This is a genomic window from Chryseomicrobium palamuruense (assembly GCF_042649045.1).
Taxonomy (GTDB): Bacteria; Bacillota; Bacilli; order Bacillales_A; family Planococcaceae; genus Chryseomicrobium; species Chryseomicrobium palamuruense.
In genome coordinates this window covers 1-16,693 of sequence record NZ_JBHSEF010000022.1, presented here as the reverse complement: position 1 = coordinate 16,693, position 16,693 = coordinate 1, and the positions used below count along the sequence as shown (strand labels likewise).

At 41.8% G+C, this 16,693-nt stretch carries 16 protein-coding genes; 9 read left to right on the top strand and 7 right to left on the bottom strand.

From position 1 onward, the window contains the following. Positions 1-56: 56 nt before the first annotated feature. Positions 57-1,289: an MFS transporter gene (locus ACFO0S_RS08420; RefSeq protein ID WP_378141404.1), complete on the bottom strand. Its 1,233-nt coding sequence runs from the start codon at positions 1,287-1,289 to the stop codon at positions 57-59. Between the two features lie 171 nt (positions 1,290-1,460). Here ACFO0S_RS08420 and ACFO0S_RS08415 point away from each other — a divergent pair, with 171 nt between their 5' ends. Then, entirely contained in the window at positions 1,461-1,664 is a 204-nt protein-coding gene (locus ACFO0S_RS08415) for a hypothetical protein (protein ID WP_378141402.1), read from the top strand. An 81-nt stretch (positions 1,665-1,745) separates the two neighbouring features. Here the strand turns inward: ACFO0S_RS08415 and ACFO0S_RS08410 are convergent, their stop codons facing one another. Continuing rightward, positions 1,746-2,927, bottom strand: coding sequence for a MalY/PatB family protein (locus tag ACFO0S_RS08410; RefSeq protein WP_378141401.1), 1,182 nt, complete (start codon positions 2,925-2,927; stop codon positions 1,746-1,748). Positions 2,928-3,001: 74 nt separating this feature from the next. Here ACFO0S_RS08410 and ACFO0S_RS08405 point away from each other — a divergent pair, with 74 nt between their 5' ends. Further along, the gene (locus ACFO0S_RS08405) at positions 3,002-3,262 is read left to right on the top strand and encodes a DUF1871 family protein (RefSeq protein ID WP_378141400.1); all 261 of its coding nucleotides are present in this window, start codon (positions 3,002-3,004) and stop codon (positions 3,260-3,262) included. A gap of 36 nt (positions 3,263-3,298) precedes the next feature. Here ACFO0S_RS08405 and ACFO0S_RS08400 read toward each other — a convergent pair whose 3' ends face one another. Together ACFO0S_RS08400 and ACFO0S_RS08395 are read right to left on the bottom strand one after the other, a co-directional pair. Then, entirely contained in the window at positions 3,299-3,520 is a 222-nt protein-coding gene (locus ACFO0S_RS08400) for a helix-turn-helix domain-containing protein (RefSeq protein ID WP_378141399.1), read from the bottom strand. 77 nt (positions 3,521-3,597) lie between these two features. Beyond that, positions 3,598-4,932 (bottom strand): sodium-dependent transporter, encoded by a 1,335-nt coding sequence (locus ACFO0S_RS08395; protein ID WP_378141396.1) that lies wholly within the window; start codon positions 4,930-4,932, stop codon positions 3,598-3,600. Positions 4,933-5,050: 118 nt separating this feature from the next. On the opposite strand from ACFO0S_RS08395, the gene ACFO0S_RS08390 reads away from it, so the two are divergent. The 3 genes from ACFO0S_RS08390 to yugI all read left to right on the top strand — a co-directional run bounded on the left by ACFO0S_RS08390 (position 5,051) and on the right by yugI (position 7,613). Continuing rightward, the gene (locus ACFO0S_RS08390; protein WP_378141394.1) at positions 5,051-5,596 is read left to right on the top strand and encodes an RNA polymerase sigma factor; all 546 of its coding nucleotides are present in this window, start codon (positions 5,051-5,053) and stop codon (positions 5,594-5,596) included. Continuing rightward, positions 5,589-7,163: a hypothetical protein gene (locus tag ACFO0S_RS08385; protein WP_378141392.1), complete on the top strand. Its 1,575-nt coding sequence runs from the start codon at positions 5,589-5,591 to the stop codon at positions 7,161-7,163. The genes ACFO0S_RS08390 and ACFO0S_RS08385 overlap by 8 nt, the downstream gene beginning before the upstream one ends. Before the next feature lie 78 nt (positions 7,164-7,241). Continuing rightward, entirely contained in the window at positions 7,242-7,613 is a 372-nt protein-coding gene (yugI, locus tag ACFO0S_RS08380) for a S1 domain-containing post-transcriptional regulator GSP13 (protein WP_378141390.1), read from the top strand. Between the two features lie 14 nt (positions 7,614-7,627). Here the strand turns inward: yugI and ACFO0S_RS08375 are convergent, their stop codons facing one another. Continuing rightward, positions 7,628-8,971: an AAA-type ATPase lid domain-containing protein gene (locus ACFO0S_RS08375; RefSeq protein WP_378141389.1), complete on the bottom strand. Its 1,344-nt coding sequence runs from the start codon at positions 8,969-8,971 to the stop codon at positions 7,628-7,630. Between the two features lie 145 nt (positions 8,972-9,116). On the opposite strand from ACFO0S_RS08375, the gene pruA reads away from it, so the two are divergent. The 4 genes from pruA (at position 9,117) to ACFO0S_RS08355 (ending at position 14,489) form a co-directional block, all read left to right on the top strand. Next, on the top strand, positions 9,117-10,661 hold the full coding sequence (pruA, locus tag ACFO0S_RS08370) for an L-glutamate gamma-semialdehyde dehydrogenase (protein ID WP_378141388.1): 1,545 nt from the start codon (positions 9,117-9,119) through the stop codon (positions 10,659-10,661). Positions 10,662-10,731: 70 nt separating this feature from the next. Continuing rightward, positions 10,732-11,922, top strand: a complete 1,191-nt coding sequence (locus ACFO0S_RS08365) for an ornithine--oxo-acid transaminase (protein ID WP_378141386.1) — start codon at positions 10,732-10,734, stop codon at positions 11,920-11,922. A 70-nt stretch (positions 11,923-11,992) separates the two neighbouring features. Beyond that, a complete protein-coding gene (locus tag ACFO0S_RS08360; protein WP_378141384.1) occupies positions 11,993-13,237 on the top strand; it encodes a Glu/Leu/Phe/Val family dehydrogenase in 1,245 nt (414 codons plus the stop codon). An 88-nt stretch (positions 13,238-13,325) separates the two neighbouring features. Beyond that, positions 13,326-14,489 (top strand): iron-containing alcohol dehydrogenase, encoded by a 1,164-nt coding sequence (locus tag ACFO0S_RS08355; protein ID WP_378141383.1) that lies wholly within the window; start codon positions 13,326-13,328, stop codon positions 14,487-14,489. A gap of 17 nt (positions 14,490-14,506) precedes the next feature. Here ACFO0S_RS08355 and ACFO0S_RS08350 read toward each other — a convergent pair whose 3' ends face one another. Further along, a complete protein-coding gene (locus ACFO0S_RS08350; RefSeq protein ID WP_378141715.1) occupies positions 14,507-15,454 on the bottom strand; it encodes a cation diffusion facilitator family transporter in 948 nt (315 codons plus the stop codon). 60 nt (positions 15,455-15,514) lie between these two features. Continuing rightward, a complete protein-coding gene (locus ACFO0S_RS08345; protein WP_378141381.1) occupies positions 15,515-16,225 on the bottom strand; it encodes an MgtC/SapB family protein in 711 nt (236 codons plus the stop codon). Between the last annotated feature and the right edge of the window lie 468 nt (positions 16,226-16,693).

The window sequence follows — 16,693 nt, the reverse complement described above, 5'->3', positions numbered from 1 at the left end:
AGAAAGAAGGTCTTTGAAAGACAAAAAAAGTAGCTGGAAAATTCTCCAGCTACCGGTTAGGTGGTCTTCATATGCAATTCTTCTTCAAGCAAAACTTCCTCAAAATCTTGTTCGGGTGTTTTACGTACATAAGCTAAGACAATCAACGCAACAACGAATAATGAACCCGTCACGATAAAGACTGTGGAAATACCGACCCATCCTGCGACGAATCCACCAAAGATTGGGCCAATAATATTGCCAAGGAAACGAGCGCTGGTGTTATACCCCATTAACTCTCCTTGCACTTCTACTGGAGCCTCTCTTCTAATGATAGCCGTGGTAATTGGGACGAGGCCGCCTGCTGCAATTCCAAACAAGAAGCGAAGAGCCACTAATTGCCAAAGCGAAGTGACGAACGCTTGAGGCACGATAAATAGTACACTCAAGAAGAGAAGGATGTAGAGGATTTTTTCATATCCATACGTATCTCCAAATTTTCCCCAAGCTCGGGTAAATAAAAGATTACCTACACCAGCGGCACTGAACGCAAGGCCTGCTAAAAAGGCAAGATTCGCTGCACTAGTTAACTCTCCCACATAAAGAGAAAGAAGAGGTTGGACACTAAAGAGACCAATTTGAATAAGAGCGGTGATCAATAAGACGTTCCAAATCAGACGGTGGTGTAAAATGCCAGCAATGACGGTTTTTCGTGAATAAGAGTGGGTATTCTTCGCTTTGACCACTTTGTCTTCACGTATGAAGAACAGCACGATGGCAGCAGATAGAGAAACCGCAACCGCTGCAATAATGAATGTATACGAGAATCCAAACGAATCTGCAAGAAGTCCGCCTAATACAGGGCCGAATAACGTTCCAGCCACACTCCCCATCTGAAGTGTACCTAAGGTTTTACCGGCTACTTCTTTTGGCGTTTGCGCACTAATGAAGGCAAGTGAGGTTGGAATGAAACCTGTCACAACACCCATGAATAGTCGCAAAATAAAAAAGGCTTCAACGGATTGAACAAAGCCCATAAGTAAAACAGATAAGGCAATACCAAATCCGTTTAACACAAGAATAGGTTTGTAGCCGTACCGATCGGCAATGCGTCCCCAAATAGGAGACATAAGAAAAGCCGTAATAAAAGTCGCTCCGAAAACGAGTCCGGACCATTTTTGAACATACTCATCTGTAAATGTTCCAAATGTTTCAATGTATAAAGACAAAAAGGGCATAATCATAGTCATTGTACTTGCGACCAAAAAATTAGTCCCCCACATAATCTTAAAGTTACGTTTCGAGTGCATGGTATCCCTTCTTTCTTCTATGCAACTCATCTACTTCTATTATGCAACTTATCTTCTTTTATTATAAAACATTTCGTAACTCGAAAAAAGGGATGTGCTCATCTTTTTTCTTTTCCTTCAATTGTGTTAAGATGAGGGTGAACCATCATGATATAGAAAGAAGATGACTCCGTGTTCCATTTATTGTTTTTTTACCTTTACTTTCCAGAAGATAAAACAGAATATATTCCCGTCGTCCTCAAACTGATTGCTGTTCTAATTTTAGCATTATTAGTAATTAAGTATTTATTGAAGCGTTCGGCGATAGAAGCGGAAGAGGCTCGCAAGCTCGAGGAGCGTCTGAAGGCACAAGAAAAGCACGATCAGGAGAACTGATCGTGCTTTATATTTTGTGTGCCCGGTATGAATCAAAAATATCATCTGTAGGAAGTTCGGGCACTTTCATTGCCAAGATACCTATATACTGAGCTTATTGACAGCTGTAATAAAGCGTTGAACGCCATCCTTAACTGTATCAAGAGGGCAGGCGATATTCATGCGAACAAACCCTTCTCCTTCAGGTCCATATTTGGTGCCTGGCTCAAGTGCCAGCTTGCCTTCTTCAAGCAACGTCTTCATCATCACTTCTTCTGACACGCCGAGCTTTCGGTAATCGATCCAAATCAAATACGTCCCATTTGGTTCGGTCACTCGGACGTTCGGGACATGGGTTTCAATTTCATCTTTCACATATACAATATTTTCTTTTAACGTGTCGAGCAACTCTTTAAGCCATGGTTTGCCGGTCTCATAAGCTGCTTGCATAGCCGTTGCGCCTAGAACAGTCAGGCCCATATTTGCAGAGCGCATCATTTGGTTTTTTAGTTTAAGACGTTTTTCTTCATTCGTAACAATTAAATACGCTGCCTGTAATCCGGCTAAATTAAACGTTTTTGTAGGTGCCATACACGTAATAATATGATCCGTATGTTCAGCTACAGAAAGTGCCGTTGTATGCGTGTGTGGTGTGAAAACCAAGTCTGCATGGATCTCATCAGAAATAAGGAGGACACCGTATTTGTGACAGAGGTCTGTGATTTGTTTAACGTCTTCTTTTGACCACACTTTCCCGCCGGGGTTATGTGGATTACAGAAAATAAACGCTTGAATGTCTTGTGATAAAGCTTCCTCAAATTTGTCAAAGTTAATGGAATATTGACCATCCTTTTCATCGAGCGAGAAATTTACCACTACACGATTTAAATTCTCTGGAGTGTTCCGAAACGGAGGATACACAGGCCCCTGTATCAATACCTTATCACCTGGCTCGGTGAACGTCGCAAGGGAGAGTGCCACTGCCGGAATTACACCGGATTCGTAGAGAAGCCAATCTGCTGAAATAGTCGTATGATGTGTCTCTTTGACCCACTTGACAATGGATTCACCCAAACCTTTACTTGGGAAGGAATAGCCGAATACACCATCTTGAATACGTTCAATTAAAGCATCTGCAATGTTTGGGGCAATAGGAAAGTCCATATCTGCGACCCACATCGGGAGGATATCATCTTTGACCTCAATTTGGTAGATTTCAGCAAGCATATCCCACTTCACTGAAGAGGTATTTCTGCGATTATGTACAGTTGTAAAATCATACATCGAACAAAACTCCTTCCATTTCTAGTACTCTATGCTATTATATATCAAGAATGAATGGAAAATAAGGTGAGAACATGCATCCAGTTGAAATGAATAAACAAGCGGTTCGGATTTTAGAAGAATGGGATCCGTTCCAAATCGGAAGTAAGCATTACGAAGCAGAAGCTGCCGATGTCGTAGCATTCCTTCAGGGAGCCACACATCCGTCTGATATTGCCCATCACATCCAACTTGTTTATGAACATTCTTTTGAGGAATGGATCCCTTTGGAAAAGTGTATGGAAGTGGCTTATAAATTAATTGCTATTAAATTGACTGTTACTTGCAGTCTATAAAAAATCCTTGCGAAAAACGATTCCGCAAGGATTTTTTTATGCTGTTGGTAATCCATCTAGTAAGTTCGATGCAGGAACTTCTAACGCATTGGATAACTTTAATAACGTCTGAACAGAGGGCTTTTCGGCGCCTCTTTCATAAGCTTCCAATTTGGCTACGCCAATACGTACTTTTAAGGAGAGGTCTTCAAGGGAGATGTTTCGTTCTTGACGTAATGCTTTTAACTGATTAGCTAATTCTAAGTTCAGGTTAGCCACATCCTTTCCTAGTTACTTCCTATCTTAACATAGCAGTAAGTAGGCATTCGGTGGGATTCGTGACAAAAAAAGAACACTTAAGTCGTGATCATTTCAAAAATCTTTTGAACAAGTATGATGACGATCACGAGTGGGGCGGCATATCGCACGAGTCCTAACCAAAGTTGATAAGGTGCATTAGATAATTGCAGTTCGTCTTGTGTCGCAGTTTTAGGTAAAACAAATCCTGCAAATAACGAGATAAACAGAGCCCCAAGAGGTAATCCAAAATTATTCACTAAGAAATCTGTTGTATCAAAGAATGTCCGACCCGCGACTGTCCAATCAGATAATACTCCAAAGGAAAGTGCGCTTGGAATTCCGAAGACAAAGATAAAAGCTCCTAAGATGATGGAAGCACGGCGACGTCGGTCATATTTCGATTTAATACCAATAGAAACTGTGATTTCTAACATGTTAATCGACGAAGTCAACGTAGCAAACAACAGTAAGATGAAAAAGAGAACCATGAATAATGAACCGAATGCCAATTCTCCAAAAACCGCTGGTAAGATAATAAATACCAGCCCAGGACCTTCATCTGGAGAATATCCTAATGCGAATACAGCAGGGAAAATAACCAGTCCTGCCAGTAAAGAAATAAAAATATTCATTCCGGCAACGCTAAAAGCAGATTGAGGCAGTTTAATCTCTTTAGAGAGATAAGATGCATACGTGATCATACCGGATACCCCGACACTGAGAGAGAAGAACGCTTGTCCAAGTGCCATGAGCGCTGTTTCCCAATTCAGTGCACCCCAGTCTGGCACTAGTAAGAAGCGGACCCCTTCCATAGCTCCTTCAAGAGTGAGAGAACGTACAGCCAACACGATGAAAAAGACGAATAAAGCAGGCATCATCCATGTCGATGCACGTTCGATCCCTCCTTTGATTCCTCCAGAAACAATCCAAATCGTCAGAATCATAAAAATCGCCTGAGCCCCAATTGCTTGCCAAGGGTTTGCAATCATCGAAGCAAACATCGCTTCGTAATCAATCGCGCCTGTTTGAAGAAGATTTCCTAAAGAAATCCATAAATAAGATAAAATCCACCCGCCAACGACGGAATAAAAAGATAAAATAGCAAATGAGAATACAAATCCTGCACGGCCTATCCAAGACCAAGCACTGTTGGGAGCGAGTTTTTCGAAGCTTGTCACAGCATCTGCCTGACCGCGTCTGCCAATAATAAACTCAGCGAGAAGAATAGGTAGACCGATGAGCAGGGTAGCAATAATAAATAAAAGGACAAACACACCACCGCCATTGGTTCCTGCCATATAGGGGAACTTCCATATCGCACCGAGTCCAATTGCGGAACCGGCCGCCGCTAAAATAAATCCAATTTTAGAACTAAATGAATCACGTTTCATAAGTAACCACCTTCAAAACTAATTGCCTTATTGTATCTGAATTTCTAAAAAAAATAAAGAAAGTGGTGTAACAAACACTAAACATCGTTCGTTTCATGACTAGCTAGGGGGGACAATCGTGACGATAGAATTAATTCAGGCTGCTCAAAAAGGTGATCTCATTGCTTATGAACAGCTCATTTATACACATCGAGGGACTGTCGAACGCTTTGCATATCAATGTGGTGCTAGCTGGCAAGATGTCCCAGATATTTCTCAAGAAGTATTTATCCGGTTGTATCGGTTCTTGCATCAATTTAAACAAGACCGTTTCACTACATGGCTCTACAAAGTCACGTTAAATACAACAAGAGATCATTATCGAAAAGAAACGCAGTTCACGATAAAAGAAAAAAGGTTCGGTGAACAAGGGATGCTCCCAAATATAGGGGCTGAGGCAACCGTCCTTGATTTAGAAGAAGACCAAGAATTACATAGGATGATCCAACGACTGGATGAGAAATATAGAGTTCCACTCGTCCTCTATTATTTTCAAGAATGCAGTTATACGGAGATTGCAGATATATTAAGTGTGACACTCGCGACGGTGAAAATACGTATTCATCGTGCTAAAGATTTACTTCGAACGGCATATGAAGAACAGGAGGCAACGCACTATGAATGAGCAAGATTTTGAAAAGCGGCTTCAAAACTTAAAAAGTGCCTATGACCGGTTAGAACATAGAACGGACTCTGCTCACGTATTGAAGGAACTTCAACCTAAAGTGGAAACTGCAAAAAAACCAAGTAAACGTCGTGCATGGCATATTCCTCTTCTATCGGCTGCTTCCATTGTCATCTTGTTTGGTTTAGGATCTTCCATGCTGCCTGATAACACGACGACCTCTACTCAAGAACAGGAAACTATAGAACCAGCAGATCCGGATTTTGATTACAAAATGTTTACCTCGATGTTGAAGCAACAATTCGAACGACTCGAGAACGAACAATTTCAAAAAAGTGGCCTAACTCGTGAACAGTATTTTTCGATGCCATCTGTCAGTCTAGCCAAACAGACGTATTCTAGATATATGACAGGGAACTGGGAGGAGGCGAACGGTCGGTCGGAAAATGAATTTGTAGCCTATATTATGCACCGTATTCAAGAAGAACTGTACACCCCAAGAGAGTTAGTTCAACAAAAGGTAAATGAATTTGAACAACTCCCACTGGATCTGCAGATGTCTCAATCTGTTCTTCAACAGTATAGTTGGCGCTATCAGGAGTACGCCCGAGCAAAATCAGAGGATGGCATGATTTATAAGCGAAGCAACGACGCAGACCGTGAGTTACTCGACGAAGTGCTAGACCCGATGTTCGCCCCGATCCTTGATTTTTACGAGGCAGGACCGATAATGTACGGAGGAGACATCATTCCAGAACTCGTTACCTTACCTGAATTATTTATTCCTATGGAAGCGGCTTACGCAACGGATGAAATCGCGATGTATGAAGAAAAACATGAACTCGCAACACTTCTCTTCCTTAGCGCGAAAGGAACCATGAGTCAGAATCTCGAGGAGCAACGAGGAGAAGTGTTTGAAAATGGGGTAGTGAAGCAACAGTTCCGTGAGGTGTGGAAGCGCTACGCAGAACAACCGGAATACACGTTGTCTGCGCTCATCTTCAGGCCAATCGTAGAACAAATGGAAAACACGAACTGGACGAAGTCAGACTTATGGGAGCATTTCGATTACGAAGATGCCATTGCGCACCTCGATAATTTAGATAATGGATTTTACGGAGTTCCTGGTGAAGAGTCTAACCCTGTCGTAGTGGATGATGCATTCATGCAAAAAATTCACGAGCATTTCAAAACGCTTGCGATGATGGATTCATCTGATAAATACGCTGGATTGACACCCGAAGAAATCGTAGGCCTCTATTATTATTACGGGCAGCTTGGTAAAATCGAACTTCGCTATGAAATGTACATCGATGATGATCGCTTTATGCAGATACCTTGGGAAGAATACAAAGATGCACCACTAGGTCCTGACCTTCCATTCGATCAGTTTGCGGAAAGACTTTCGTTTGTTGATCATGGTATCAACGAGTACGATATGCATACCGGTCTTGTTCAAATCCAGTTGACTGAAGAGGGAAGACATGATGCAAAGGAAGGAATTCGCACCTTCCAACTCATCAAAACAGATGATGGCTGGAAAATACCGTTCATGCCTACCCAGTAATGAATGTGGCTTCATTTTATGCTATACTGGAAGTGGCCTTACAGGCGATTTCTTTCACAATAGAATGGAGCAATCCTTATGAAAAATTACAAAGTAGGAGATGTTGTAACGGGTATTGTCACAGGTATTCAACCATACGGCGCATTCGTAAGTTTATCAGATGACACGCAAGGACTCATCCACATATCTGAAATTACGTATGGCTACGTTCGAGATGTAAGCGATTTTTTACAAGTGGGACAAGCAGTCAAAGTGAAAGTACTTGAAATAGATGAGAGGGAAGGGAAAATCAGTCTTTCTCTTCGTGCAATGCAAGACCGCCCGTTTCATCATAAACGTGATGAACGGGGGCGCGTGCCTTTACAAGAACGTATTGATGAGCAAGATGCAGGTGGCTTTGATGCGCTGAAGAACCGGTTAGAAGGTTGGATAAAAAAATCACTCAAATAAAACCAGGTGATCTCTTAATGAGGTCCCTGGTTTTTGTCATTTTCAGCAAGTGACTTTCGCAACTTGCGTAATCGGTATTGGAGATTCTGTCGGCTCATGCCGAGCGCTTCTGCGGCTTTTGTGATATTGCCGTCGTATTTTTCGATGGCTTTCTGCAGATAATAAGTTTCGGCTTGTCTCAAATACTGGTCGAGCGGTAACAATTCTCGCTCATTCGTTAAGATAAAATCTTCAGCGGATACTTCTGTCTCTTGCTGCACAGTTAATTTATAGCGAAAATGTAGTGGAAGCATATCAGGTGTCACAGTGGATTCAGCAGGTAGCATGGCTGCCATTTCATCAAGTAGCAGTTCAAGTTCTTTTAAATTTCCGGGCCAATCATACGTTTGAAGCTGGTCCATCACATCGCGAGTGACTTCAATCCTTCCTTGACCATGTCGATCTTCTAACCTTCTGAAATAGTCAAGAATGAATGGTTCAATGTCTTCCTTTCGCGTGCGGAGCGGAGGGACGGTAATCGTCATACTGGCAAAGTAGTAATACAGATCTCGGCTGAGTAATCGGTCTGCAACGAGGTCGATAGGGTCACTTCCCACACTCGCGATAAATAAATTATTTTTCCCAGTCGTCATTTGAAGGATACCAAGCAATTCTTTTTGCAAATCAAGCGATAATAAATCGATGCGTTCACAAAATATAGTGGAGTTAGACACATGTTTTAATTCATCTTTAAATTTATTGACAAGGAGGGGATCTGAACTGTGACAAAACAGACTGATATACTGCTGATTTTCCGGGTGTAGTTGGTGATGTATCCCTTCTGCAATCAGGTCTTTGCCGGTTCCTGCTTCACCAATCAAGAGAAGAGGCATACGGACTTGAGCGGCGCTTCTTGCTTTTTCAATAACCGTTCTCATGGTACTGGACACAGCAGTCAATGAAGTAAGAGTGATTGGTTCGTTATACCGTCGAAGTGGCTGATAGACAAGTCGCTCGAGAGTCGTGATATCTCTAGCAAACTCAATAGCTCCAATTAATTCTCCATTTTCAACTACCGGATATGTATCATTGATTGTCGTAATTTCTCGACCATTTTTGTTCCAGTAGGTCTGCTTCACTTTCGTCACAGCTTTTCCTGTAGAAACGACATGTAGGAGCGTGCTTTCTTGTTTGTCGAATTGGAACATCTCGAGAATCGAGCGGTCGGCTACATCAGTCGAGTCAAGCCCTTCAATTTCTCGCATCTGATCATTATAAAGAATGGTTTTCCCGTACCGGTCGATGGCGTGAATTCCCACACCAACTTGGTCCATTGCATAGCGATAAAACGGGAGCAGAGAAGTCGTTACAGAGTTCATGTTTGTCACTTCCTAAAAATATTTCGTGGAAAATACAATATATTACTTGAAAAACGCAACAATCTTTTGCATTATTATATATGTAAATGAAAATGAAGTGCAAATATTTTTTGCACTAAACTAACTAAGGGAGGATGTTTCTCACATGATTCCATACAAACATGAAGCATTCACAGATTTCTCACTAGAAGAAAATCAACGCAAAATTAAAGAAGGTATTCAAACTGTCGAAGGGTATATGGGTGAAGAGTATCCATTAATCGTTGGCGGCGAGCGTATCACTACAGAAGATAAAATCGTTTCATATAACCCAGCCAACAAAACAGAGGTTGTTGGGAAAGTATCCAAAGCTACTCGTGACATTGCCGAAAAAGCAATGAACATTGCAGATGAAACATTCACAACGTGGAGCAAAGTAAAACCTGAAACACGTGCAGATGTTCTTTTCAAAGCAGCAGCGATCATGCGTCGTCGTAAATTCGAGTTTTCTGGTCTTCTTGCAAAAGAAGCGGGTAAGACGTGGATTGAAGCAGACGTTGAAGCAGCTGAAGCTATCGACTTCCTTGAGTACTACGGTCGTCAAATGCTGAAGTTAAAACATGGTCATCCAGTTGAATCACGTCCAGGTGAATACAACCAGTTCAATTACATTCCACTAGGAGTAGCCGTTGTTATATCTCCTTGGAACTTCCCATTCGCAATCATGGCAGGTACAACAGTAGCAGCGATGGTCGCAGGGAATACAGTACTTCTTAAACCAGCATCAACAACACCAATCGTATCTTACAAATTTGTAGAGGTACTTGAGCAAGCTGGTATGCCAGCAGGCGTTGTCAACTTTATCCCAGGTTCTGGTGCTGAAATCGGTGACTACCTAGTTGAGCATCCACGCACTCGCTTAATCAGCTTCACTGGTTCACGTGACGTAGGTCTAGGAATCGTTGAAAAAGCAGCAAAACTATCTCCAGGTCAAATCTGGATCAAACGCACAATTCTTGAAATGGGCGGTAAAGATACAATCGTAGTCGATAAAGAAGCGGATCTAGAACTAGCAGCAACATCTATCGTGAAATCTGCATTTGGTTTCAGCGGACAAAAATGTTCTGCATGTTCACGTGCAGTTATCGTAGAAGACGTATACGATCAAGTGGTCGCACGCGTGAAAGAATTAACAGATGAATTAACTGTGGGCGTTCCAGATAAAGACGAGCACTTCATGGGTCCAGTTATCGACGGCTCTGCTTTCAAAAAAATCATGGAGTACATCGAAATCGGTAAAGGTGAAGGCGAGTTGTTAACAGGTGGTACTGGTGACGATTCACAAGGTTTCTTCATCCAGCCAACTGTATTTAAAGATGTCGATCCACAAGCACGCATTATGCAAGAAGAAATCTTCGGACCAGTTCTTGCAATCACGTCTGCGAAGGATTTCGACCATGCGCTTGAAATCGCAAACAACACAGAATACGGTCTAACAGGTGCTGTTATCTCAACAAACCGTATGAATATCGAAAAAGCACGTGAAGAGTTCCATGTAGGAAACCTTTACTTCAACCGTGGTTGTACAGGTGCCATTGTTGGATACCAACCATTTGGTGGATTCAATATGTCAGGTACGGATTCAAAAGCAGGTGGACCGGATTACATCCAGTTACACATGCAAGCGAAAACAACTTCAGAAATGCTTTAATTCACCCAAATCAGGCAGACCATCTCAATCGGTGAGTCTGCCTTTTTTCTACATATAAGGAGGGAATTTTATGTCAAAAACGACAGCAGTTATTGAACAAACTGAAAAGTACGGTGCGAATAACTATCATCCACTTCCGATTGTTATCTCTGAAGCAGAAGGTGTTTGGGTTAAGGATCCAGAAGGAAATAAATTTATGGATATGCTCTCTGCGTATTCTGCAGTGAACCAAGGGCACCGTCATCCAAAAATTATTCAAGCATTGAAAGATCAAGCGGACCGCGTGACATTAACATCCCGTGCATTTCACAATGATCAACTTGGGCCTTGGTATGAACTAATCACAAAACTCTCTGGTAAAGAGATGGCTCTACCAATGAACACGGGTGCGGAAGCGGTTGAGACGGCATTTAAAGCAGCTCGTCGCTGGGCATATGATGTGAAAGGTGTAGCGGAAAATCAAGCGGAAGTGATCGCTTGTGAAGGGAATTTCCACGGTCGTACGATGACGGCGGTTTCATTGTCTTCTGACCCTGAATACAAGCGTGGTTTTGGCCCGATGTTACCAGGTATCAAATTGATTCCTTACGGAGATTTAGAAGCTTTAAAAGCTGCTATTACTCCGAACACAGCGGCCTTCATGATGGAGCCGATTCAAGGGGAAGCTGGAATTGTTATTCCACCAGAAGGATTCATGAAAGCAGCAAAAGAACTTTGTGAAGAAAATAAAGTTCTCTTCATTGCCGATGAGATTCAAGCAGGACTTGCTCGTACGGGTAAAATGTTTGCATCTGAATGGGAAGATGTGAATCCGGATATGTATATTTTAGGTAAGGCACTAGGGGGAGGCGTTTTCCCGATTTCATGCGTCGTTGCAGACCGCGACGTCCTTGGCGTATTCAACCCAGGTTCTCATGGTTCTACATTTGGTGGAAACCCATTAGCTTGTGCAGTTTCTATTGCATCTCTTGAGGTATTAATCGATGAAGAACTTGCGAAGCGTTCTCAAGATTTAGGTACGTATTTCAAAGAAGAATTACAAAAAATTCAGCACCCTTCGATTAAAGAAGTACGCGGTCGAGGTCTATTTATTGGTCTTGAACTGCATGAAGCAGCACGACCATATTGTGAACAGCTGAAAGAGCTAGGGTTGCTTTGTAAAGAAACACACGAAACAGTGATTCGTTTCGCACCACCACTTGTCATTTCCAAGGAAGAACTCGACTGGGCTCTAGAGCGTATAAAAAAAGTTTTTGCCTAACAAAACCAATGGGACTATGTTACAATAAAACTGAATTCTACTATTATTATTAAAGAGGCGAATGGATAAAATGGCTGAAAATTTAAACCTGTTTACATCGACACAGGCAGTTGTTCAAGAAGCTTTGCAAAAATTAGGGTATGACGATGCAATGTATGAATTGCTAAAAGAACCACTTCGTATGCTTGAAGTACGCATTCCAGTGCGTATGGACGACAATACAGTGAAAGTGTTTACTGGCTATCGTGCACAACATAATGATGCAGTTGGACCTACAAAAGGTGGGGTTCGTTTCCACCCGGGTGTTACTGATGAAGAAGTGAAAGCACTTTCCATGTGGATGACATTAAAGTGCGGAATCGTAGATTTACCATATGGTGGAGGTAAAGGTGGCGTAACGTGTGACCCTCGCGAAATGTCCATGGGCGAACTTGAACGATTGAGTCGTGGATATGTACGTGCAGTGAGTCAAATTGTAGGACCGACAAAAGATATTCCAGCTCCAGACGTATTTACAAATGCGCAAATCATGGCTTGGATGATGGATGAATATAGCCGAATTGACGAATTCAACTCACCAGGTTTCATCACGGGTAAACCACTTGTATTAGGTGGATCCCAAGGTCGTGACCGTGCAACAGCACAAGGTGTAACAATTTGTATCAATGAAGCTGCGAAAAAAGTTGGTATCGATATGACAGGCGCGCGTGTTGTGATTCAAGGGTTTGGTAACGCAGGAAGCTTTTTAGCGAAATTCCTAAGTGACCAAGGTGCAAAAGTAATTGGGATTTCCGATGCTTACGGCGCTTTACATGATCCAAGCGGCCTTGATATTGACTATTTGCTTGACCGTCGTGACTCGTTCGGTACGGTGACTACATTATTTGAAAACACGATTACGAACCAAGAACTTCTTGAGCTTGACTGTGACATTCTTGTACCAGCGGCAATTGAAAACCAGATCACCTCAGATAATGCACATAACATCAAAGCTACGATCGTGGTAGAGGCTGCAAACGGCCCAACCACTTCTGAAGCCACTAAAATTCTTCATGACCGTGGCATTTTATTAGTACCAGACGTACTTGCATCAGCAGGCGGAGTAACCGTTTCTTACTTCGAGTGGGTTCAAAATAACCAAGGATACTACTGGACGGAAGAAGAAGTAAGCGAAAAGCTTCATAAAAAAATGGTCCACGCATTTGAAAATATTTATAATGTCGCATCTACACGAAATATCAACATGCGCTTAGCTGCATATATGGTAGGTGTTCGACGTACGGCAGAAGCTTCACGCTTCCGCGGTTGGGTCTAAGAAAAGTCTCCCGTTGGGAGGCTTTTTTTTAGACGTGAATGAGTGTCTGCTGTAGGATAGAAAAGAACGTACGAAAGGAGCAGTTAAAATGAACTCATTTAGTTTTTACAATCCTGTAAAATTGATTTTTGGGAAAGGCCAATTAAACACACTTTCCACAGAATTAGCGCCTTTTGGTAAAAAGATTTTAGTTGTTTATGGTGGAGGGAGTATTAAGAAAAATGGTCTTTACGACAAGGTCATGAATGAGCTCTCTTCCGGTGGATTTGAAGTTCACGAGCTTGCCGGTGTAGAACCAAACCCTCGTCTCTCTACTGCAAAGAAAGGCATTGCGATTTGTAAAGAGCATGACATTGACGCTGTACTTGCTGTCGGTGGGGGATCGGTGATCGACTGTTCGAAACTGATCATCGCAGGAGCAAAGTATGATGGAGACCCTTGGGATTTCGTTACTCGTAAAGCACAACCTAAAGATGCGCTGCCACTTGGAACGGTATTAACACTTGCAGCAACAGGCTCTGAAATGAATGCAGGTTCCGTTATTACCAATGAAGAGACGGAAGAAAAATATGGATGGGGCAGTCCATTCAGTTTTCCGAAATTTTCAATTCTGGATCCAGAGCATACGTTTACAGTTCCAGCTGACCAAACCGTTTATGGCATCGTCGATATGATGTCGCATATGTTTGAACAGTATTATAACAATGGAACAAACACCCCTGTACAAGATGAGATGATTGAAGGGGTTATGCGTGCAGTCATCGAAACAGCACCTAAACTTATGGAGGATCTCACTAATTATGAATACCGTGAGACCATTCTGTTTGCGGGGACGTTAGGACTTAACAACTTCTTACAGATGGGGTATAACGGAGACTGGGCTAGTCACAATATTGAGCATGCAGTTTCCGCCATCTACGATATTCCTCATGCAGGAGGACTCGCAATCATCTTCCCAGAATGGATGCGACACAATGTAAAGGTAAACCCAGCTCGCTTTGCTCGCATGGCGGTGAAGGTATTTGGCGTTAATCCGGAAGGGAAATCAGATGAAGACGTGGCGTTCGAAGGGATTGATCGCCTTGTTGATTTCTGGACGTCTATCGGGGCTCCAAAGAAATTAAAGGATTACAACATTGGGGATGACCGTATTGAAGATATGGTAGATAAAACTCTCGTTTATGGCCCGTTTGGAAACTTTACTAAACTTGTAGCAGAAGATGTTCGAACCATTTTAAAAGCAGCACTATAAAAATGAAACACACGATGCTATTTCGCATCGTGTGTTTTTAATACAGTACTTGGTTCTTTATAGTGCTTCCATGTTTTTACTCCATCATTTTCATCAAAGGAAATGACAATGTTTGTTACACCAGGCTGACTTAAAATGATTTTCGACAGCTCATCTTGAATGTCATCAATTTGATTGAAAGGAAGGGAATGATCAATTTCTACTTCCGTTTCAACATGAAGATATTCACCTTCTTTCACCACTTCAAGACGTTGAATATCTTTAATATGTGGGTTTTCAGAGATGAGATAGGCGATGTGATTCAACATTTGCTCATCTGTTTCCCCAATGACTCCGCGAGCATTCTCTAAAAACACCTTAAACACTACATAAAATAACATGAGTCCAATAATAATAGAAACAATACCTTCAGCTGCGAGAAAGCCAGTGGAGTGAGCAAAGATAACAGCGATTGCTGCCATTAAGTTACCAACTGTTACAACTAAATCTTCCATAAAGACGAGTTTTGTTGCCGGTTTTGCACGATTGAGATTCCCAAAACTCTTTGTAAGAGGCGCCAAAAAACCACCCTTCACGCGCGCTTCATGTAAAACTTCTTTTCCAGCTTTATATAGAACGAATACTTCAAGTAGGAAGGCAATCAGTAGGACAGTTAAAATGATGGCTAGTCCACCTGACTCTGTTGGATGGAAGATGTGATGCCATCCTTCTTTAATCGTCTCGTATGCGAGAATCCCTACTATAATAGCTGCCGATAATACAACTAAGTTGACGAGTCGACCAAATCCATTAGGAAAACGAGGGGTTGGTGCTTTCTTAGATAAAGCTGATCCAATAAATACGAAGAACTGGTTGACTGCATCTCCGATGGAGTGCATCATTTCCGCAAACATCGCGACGTTTCCTGTTAATAGAAATGCCCCACCTTTCATAACCGCTTTAAATGAGTTAATAATAGCTGCCATCAACGATGGTTTGTTTCCGCCTTTTAAAAGACCAAAAAAAATCACTCATCTATTTTCCTCCTAATCAATTGCTTCAATTTCCATTGCTTGAATATAGTCTTGTTGTTTTAACAATTTATAAAACTCAATTGGTTTAATTTTATTAAGTATAGAAATTCGAAGACGCAACTCATGTCGTGAAACTAAGTCATACGAATGATCTTTAATCTGAATATCTTGTATTGTTCCCCCTTGTTGCGTAATAAAATCTAAGGCCCGGTCAATGTCTTCATACTTTGTCATCCATAAATGCAGAGAGACATCTCTCATGCGAAGTCGCTTAGGACCTAACTTTGTCAGAAGGGGAGGAAGTATTTCAATTCCTATCAATATAATGAATACACTGAATGCAGCTTCTAAATAAAAACCTGCCCCAACAGCGATTCCTATTCCTCCAGCACCCCAGATCATGGCTGCCGTTGTCAAACCGGTAATACTATCGTTCCCTTTCCTAAGTATGACACCAGCGCCCAAGAAACCTATACCACTCACAATTTGAGCTGCAAGTCGAAGGGGATCCATTGTGATATTTACTTCATCACTTCCTGAAGCATTATACGCAGCTTCTATAGATATGTAAGTGAGGAGGCAACTAAAGGTGGCAATTACTATAGAAGTCTTTAGGCCAACTGGCTTCTTTTTCAGTTCCCTTTCTAAACCGATGATTAAACTTAAAAACGCGGCAAGAGTCAACTTTAAGGCGACTTCTTGGAAAGCAACTAACTCTTCCACTTTATTCCCACCTTTCTTCTAGTAATGTTATTTTCGCATATGCAATCTTGTATAAAAAGTGTGAATTGTACAACATCTACTTTTTTTCAAAAAGTACTTGTGTTTCTAAACTGTACACGGTATATTATTACTTGTCCTTCACAATTATCAGTTTTGCTGATAAATTATTTTAAGAAAGTGATTGACACGAAAATTGATACAAGATATACTAAGTAAGTCGCCAAAACAAGCGACAGAACATTATGAACATTGAAAACTGAACATGCAAGACGTCAAGATATACAAGTCGCCGACCCGACCCCCGTTGGGTGCGGACGACAAAACCGAACCAAGTCCTCTACTTTAGATAGTAGGGACGGACGTTCAAAAATGGACATCAAGTTGGATGCCAGCAAAAAACTAGAGCTTATATTAAGTTCTCTATTATGGAGAGTTTGATCCTGGCTCAGGACGAACGCTGGCGGCGTG

Excerpts from the sequence above, each read along its gene's own strand:
- yugI (WP_378141390.1), top strand. The coding sequence starts at position 7,242 with ATGAAAAATTACAAAGTAGGAGATGTTGTAACGGGTATTGTCACAGGT.
- ACFO0S_RS08365 (WP_378141386.1), top strand. The coding sequence starts at position 10,732 with ATGTCAAAAACGACAGCAGTTATTGAACAAACTGAAAAGTACGGTGCG.
- ACFO0S_RS08360 (WP_378141384.1), top strand. The coding sequence starts at position 11,993 with ATGGCTGAAAATTTAAACCTGTTTACATCGACACAGGCAGTTGTTCAA.
- ACFO0S_RS08385 (WP_378141392.1), top strand. The coding sequence starts at position 5,589 with ATGAATGAGCAAGATTTTGAAAAGCGGCTTCAAAACTTAAAAAGTGCC.
- ACFO0S_RS08395 (WP_378141396.1), bottom strand. The coding sequence starts at position 4,932 with ATGAAACGTGATTCATTTAGTTCTAAAATTGGATTTATTTTAGCGGCG.
- pruA (WP_378141388.1), top strand. The coding sequence starts at position 9,117 with ATGATTCCATACAAACATGAAGCATTCACAGATTTCTCACTAGAAGAA.
- ACFO0S_RS08410 (WP_378141401.1), bottom strand. The coding sequence starts at position 2,927 with ATGTATGATTTTACAACTGTACATAATCGCAGAAATACCTCTTCAGTG.
- ACFO0S_RS08375 (WP_378141389.1), bottom strand. The coding sequence starts at position 8,971 with ATGAACTCTGTAACGACTTCTCTGCTCCCGTTTTATCGCTATGCAATG.
- ACFO0S_RS08420 (WP_378141404.1), bottom strand. The coding sequence starts at position 1,289 with ATGCACTCGAAACGTAACTTTAAGATTATGTGGGGGACTAATTTTTTG.
- ACFO0S_RS08355 (WP_378141383.1), top strand. The coding sequence starts at position 13,326 with ATGAACTCATTTAGTTTTTACAATCCTGTAAAATTGATTTTTGGGAAA.
- ACFO0S_RS08350 (WP_378141715.1), bottom strand. The coding sequence starts at position 15,454 with ATGGCAGCTATTATTAACTCATTTAAAGCGGTTATGAAAGGTGGGGCA.
- ACFO0S_RS08405 (WP_378141400.1), top strand. The coding sequence starts at position 3,002 with ATGCATCCAGTTGAAATGAATAAACAAGCGGTTCGGATTTTAGAAGAA.